This is a genomic window from Tepidiforma sp., assembly GCF_034432735.1.
Taxonomy (GTDB): domain Bacteria; phylum Chloroflexota; class Dehalococcoidia; order Tepidiformales; family Tepidiformaceae; genus Tepidiforma.
Window position 1 is genome coordinate 1 of record NZ_DAOUBJ010000118.1, and the last position, 5,225, is coordinate 5,225.

A 5,225-nucleotide genomic window follows, 5' to 3' on the forward strand; every position below is an offset into this window, starting at 1 on the left:
CCCTCCCAGGCACCATCCAACCCCCCACCGGCAGCGCCGCCGGCAGCGAGCAGCCCGCCGACCGCGACGACGCCCCCCTCTGGCCCTGGCTCCTCGCTGCGCTCGTCCTCCTCACCGCCGGCGGCGCGGCCATCGCGCTCCTCCCACGCATTCGCCGAAAAGGAGGCTAACCCGCTCCCCGCTGCCGGTCGTATATTCTGACATCAGGGGCCAGAACGCCCCCGAATCCGACCGATGCGCATCCTACCCTACGCGGCCGTCTTCACCTTCGTCGCCGGCGTCGCCCTCCTGGCTGTCGGCTGGTATTACGCGCCCGCCGAAGCCCCCGCAGCCCCCGTCACCGTCACCGGCTTCGACATCCGCTCCACCCCCACACCCACCGCCACCGCCAGCCCCACCGAGGCCCCCAGCCCCACGCCCACACCCACCCCCTTCGACGGCAAAATCCAACGCATGGTCGCCCCATCCCTCGGAATCGACCATGCCATCGAAGAAATCGGCCTCCTACCCAACAACCAACTCGATACCCCCCACGACGGCGTCAACAACGTCGGCTGGTACTACATCTACGACAAACCCGGATTCGGCGGAAACGCCGTCTTCGCCGCCCACGTCAACTACAACTTCAAACAAGGCCCCTTCGCCAACCTCTACAAAGCCAAGCCCGGAGACCGCATCACCCTCCAAATGGAAAACGGCCCCGCCTACGTCTACGAAGTCTTCTACTTCCAACGCTACGACGTGAACACCATCCCCATGGGCGACCTCATCGCCGGCGTCGTCGGTGGCCAAGCCAGGCCACCGAACGAAGAATGGATCACCCTCATCACCTGCGGCGGCCGCTTCGTCGCCACCCAGCCGAACGGCCTCGGCGAATACCTCGACCGCGACGTCGTCGTCGCACGGCGCATTCAATGACCCATACCCTGAACCGAACATTTCCCGCCACAAGCCCGTTGTCGCACCCTGCGCTACCGTAACAGGAAAATCACGCCACCTCCGGAGCGACCTCCGTGAAGATTGCCCGCAGCCTCGCCGTCTCCGCCTTCCTCCTCGGACTCGGCCTCCTCGTCGCTGGCATCGCCTGCACCACCGGCAGCGCCAACGACGACCCCACACCCACCCCCCTTCCCCCCGACACCCCCACCACCGCCGCCACCTCCACCCCAACCCCGCGCCCCTCCCCAACCGCCACGCCCACCCCCTTCGCCGGAAAAGTCGCCCGCCTCCAAATCCCACGCTTCGGCGTCGATGCCCCCATCGAAGAACTCGGCATCGATAGCACCAACACCCTCGAAACCCCGAAGGACGAAAACCGCGCCGTCGGCTGGTACTACATCTACGACAAACCCGGCTGGGGCGGTAACGCTATCTTCAGTGCCCACGTCTACTACCACTCCAAGCCTGCCCCCTTCGTCAACCTCGCCAAAAGCCAGCCCGGCGACATCGTCCAAGTCGTCATGGAAGATGGCACCACCTACCGCTACGAAGTCTTCTCCAACACCCGCTACCACCGCGACACCATCCCCATGGGCGAAATCATCCACCCGCCCCAGAAGCCCGACTACGACGAATGGATCACCCTCATCACCTGCGGCGGCGAACTCGATGCCACCGGCCTCGAATACCTCAGCCGCGACGTCGTCGTCGCCAAACGCATCTGGGAATAACCCCGGCCCGCTCCCCCGCTCCCTTTCCCCACGAGAGACCCGAATCCATATCGCCCGCGCCGCAGATCAGGGTTTCCCCCTCCGTCATCCCAGTGCCATCCCCTCCCCGAATTGGGCCTTCGCCCATTAAGGGGCCGTGCGGCCTCCCCCTACCCTGACCTCCAAACGGAGCCCTCGCCCGGAGGTCAGCCATGCGCATCCGGTACCTCACCGCCGTCATCGCACCCCTCGCCGCCCTTGCAGCCGTCGCCGTCTCCGTGCTCGCGCCCGATGCCCGCGTCAGCGCCGCCCAGCTCCTCCGCGGGTGGAACAACATCGCCTACTTCGGCCAATCCGCCCCCCCGGCCCAGGCCCTCGCGGCCCTCACCGGCGAGTACACCGCCGTCTACCGCTGGGATCCCGCCACCCAGAACTACCAGCTCTACGCACCCGGCGTCCCAGGATTCGTCAACAGCCTCGCCACCATCGAGCCCGGCGACGCCATCTGGATCCACTACACCGGCAACGGCCGCGAGTTCAGCACCGGCGCCCCGCCCTCCGGCACCGCCCCGTACCCCACCTCCGGCAAAATCAGCGTCGCCGCAAGCACCTTCCTCCCCGCCAGCGACCTCGCCATCTACCAAAAGGGCTTCAACGAGCTCTACCCACTCGGAACCGACCCCGAGTCCCAACGCTACTTCGCCCCCGTCAACCTCCCCCAAGGCGCCACCATCACCACCATGACCGCCGCATTCGCAGGTACCGGCGATACCGTCCGTATTCGCCTCGACTACACACCCCTCACTAACGGCAACACCCCCGGCTCCGTCTACGTCCTCGCCGATATCTCCTCCAGCGCCGGCCCCTCCCCTCGCACCGTCACCGCCTACACCCACCAGGTCGATAATGGCGCCAACGTCTACTTCCTCGTCGTCGACCTCACCGGCGGGCCCAACTCCAAGCTCTACGGCGTCACCATCGCCTACACCTACTAGGAGCCGCATCCATGCAGCCCGCCCGCCGGCTCCCACGCGCCGCTCTTGCCATCGGCGCCACCCTGGTCATCCTCCTCGGTAGTACCTACCGCCCCGCTCGCGCCCTCGCCGAAAACGACCTCACCTTCACCCTCGCCCAGAACCCACCCGCCGGCACAACCGTCCAGGTCGGCTCCACCGTCCAATTCGTCCTCTCCGTCACCGTCAATGCCAGCATCGGCTCCGCTCCGCTCCTCTTCGACTTCGACTACCCGAACGGCCTCGCTTACACCGGCCAGCAAGGCGGCGGGGGCGTCGTCAGCTGCACCGACAACAGCCCATCCGCCGGCGTCCTCCGCTGCAACTTCGGCCCCGTCGCCCCCGGCGCCCTCGAACCCCTCACCCTCACCTTCACCATCACCTCCGACGCGACCACCGACCCTGACCAGGCACTCCTCCGAGCCGGGCCCAGCGTGCCCGACTCCGCCGCCGATGGCGACGACAGCTTCACCGGCGCCGGCACACTCACCGTCTTCGCGGAGGCCATGTTCCAAATCACCAGCCCCTCGCCGCCCGTCGACCTCTTCGAAGGCGCCAGCCGAAGCTACACCGTCACCATCCAGAACAACTCCTCCAGCAGCACCGGCGAGTTCGATGCCACCGTCTACCTCCCCGGCGGCAAACTCCTCAGCGTGCAGTGCACCGCAGCCCAAGTCTCCCTCACCGATACCTCCGCCACCTGCCGCCAGCCCACCATCCCACCCGCCGGTCAGACGAGCATCACCGTCCAGCTTCGTCCGCCCGACACCCCCACCGGCGACGACATCACCCCCACCCTCTCCGCCCCAAGCCTCGGGATCGTCGGCCGGCCCCTCACCACCATCACCGTCCACGAACTCGGCCTCCAGCGGATCTCCGGCGCCCCCGCCGTCGGCTCCCCGATCACCGTCTGCACCGCCGACCTCCCCAACGACCAGCCGAGCACCACCGCCGCAGGAAAACCACAACCCAACGACCCCACACGCCTCGTCGGCACCTCCTCCGGCTCCGCACTCCTCCAGACGCAAGACTTCACCGTCAACGGCCCCTCCGGCACCCTCACGCCAGCCAGCGCCACTGGCTGCGGCCCCAACCAGTCCGGCGTCACCTTCAGCCCCGCGGAGCCCGGCACCTACACCGTCACCGCCCGCTACAACACCGGCGGCACCAACGTCCTCGCCATCGAAGTCCCGGGCAGCACCAACCCCCTCCCCGTCCTCTCCACCATCTCACCGTCCACCGCCGCCGCCGGCAGCGGAACGCTTACCCTCACCCTCACCGGGTCCGGCTTCATCGCCACCAGCGAAGCCCGCTGGAACGGCACCCCGCTCACCACCACCTACCTCACCCCAACCCAGCTCACCGCCCTTCTCCCCGCCAGCCTGCTCACCTCCCCCGGAACCGCCAACATCACCGTGGTCAACCCCTCCCCCGGCGGCGGGACCTCCGCTTCCCGCACCTTCACCATCGCTCCCTCCGCCACCAAACTCACCTTCACCACCCAGCCCGGCAACGGCACCGCGGGCCAACCCCTCGCCGTCCAGCCCGTCGTCGCCGTCCAGACCGCCGATGGCACCACCGTCACCTCCGACAACACCACCATCGTCACCCTCGCCATCTCCGATGGAGGCACCCTCACCTGCACCGGCGGCCTCGTCAAGACCGTCGTCGCCGGCGTCGCCACCTTCTCCGGCTGCACCGTCACCCCGGCCCGCGCCGGTTACCACCTCACCGCCACCTCCACCCCGCCCCTGACCGCCGCCACCAGCGCCCCATTCGACGTCCTAGCAGCCCCACCGACCGAGACCACCCAACTCGCCTTCCCGGCCCCCTCCGGCCCCGTCCCACGCTCCCGACTCACCTTCGCCGTCCAGACCGGCAACCTCTCGCCCACCCAGGTCCGCCTCGTCATCCGCCGGCCGTCCGATGGAAAGTACTGGAACACCGCCACATCCACCTGGCAGGCCGACCCCGTCCAGAACCTCATGACGTCCTCCGGGAATGGCCAATGGCAGCTCGCCATCACCGGCGCCGCCCGCCGCAGCTTCGCCAACACCGCCGTCGCCATCCAAGCCTACGCTACCGCCAACGGCACCGAATACCGGAGCGCCGCCACCGCCGGCATCCTCGTGAGGTAGCCCATGCCCTGCCCACCCCGCCACCGCCGGGCAATCCCCTACGGCCGATTCCCCTTCGAAATCCGCGCCCTGCCGATGCCCGCCACCCGCCCCGGCCACTACCCTCGACTCGTGAGCCGTCACCTCTGCAACCTCGCGTTCCGCGCCGCCCTGCTTCCCCTCGCCGGCATCCTCGCCGCCGGCTGCCTCGCCTACGCCCCCGACGGCTCCGTCGCCACCCCCGCGCCGCCCGGCCAAAACGGCCAGTCCCGCCTCCCCCAGCTGCTCGCCCAGCTCCAGGGCGCCGGCGCCGGCATCGAAATCTTCACCGAAACGCCCCGCAACGAAGTCCTCGCCGCCCAGAACGAGGAGCCCGGCAAAGCGGCCCCCCCACCCGGCACCCCCACCCCCGCCACGACCCCAACCCCCACCGCCACCGTCGCCGG

At 68.8% G+C, this 5,225-nt stretch carries 4 protein-coding genes and 1 pseudogene; all 5 read left to right on the forward strand.

The annotated features are described in order from the left end of the window. Window positions 1-234 precede the first annotated feature (234 nt). Window positions 235-918, forward strand: a complete 684-nt coding sequence (locus VAE53_RS10815) for a class F sortase (protein WP_322819392.1) — start codon at window positions 235-237, stop codon at window positions 916-918. Between the two features lie 95 nt (window positions 919-1,013). Next, a complete protein-coding gene (locus VAE53_RS10820) occupies window positions 1,014-1,670 on the forward strand; it encodes a class F sortase (protein ID WP_322819393.1) in 657 nt (218 codons plus the stop codon). Between the two features lie 191 nt (window positions 1,671-1,861). Then, window positions 1,862-2,644, forward strand: a complete 783-nt coding sequence (locus VAE53_RS10825) for a hypothetical protein (protein WP_322819394.1) — start codon at window positions 1,862-1,864, stop codon at window positions 2,642-2,644. An 11-nt stretch (window positions 2,645-2,655) separates the two neighbouring features. Further along, on the forward strand, window positions 2,656-4,800 hold the full coding sequence (locus VAE53_RS10830) for a hypothetical protein (protein WP_322819395.1): 2,145 nt from the start codon (window positions 2,656-2,658) through the stop codon (window positions 4,798-4,800). Between the two features lie 111 nt (window positions 4,801-4,911). Further along, window positions 4,912-5,225, forward strand: a pseudogene (locus VAE53_RS10835) (hypothetical protein); the annotation flags it as partial.

Bases quoted from the DNA above. Each gene is read 5' to 3' on its own strand.
- VAE53_RS10815 (WP_322819392.1), top strand. From the start codon at position 235: ATGCGCATCCTACCCTACGCGGCCGTCTTCACCTTCGTCGCCGGCGTC.
- VAE53_RS10825 (WP_322819394.1), top strand. From the start codon at position 1,862: ATGCGCATCCGGTACCTCACCGCCGTCATCGCACCCCTCGCCGCCCTT.
- VAE53_RS10830 (WP_322819395.1), top strand. From the start codon at position 2,656: ATGCAGCCCGCCCGCCGGCTCCCACGCGCCGCTCTTGCCATCGGCGCC.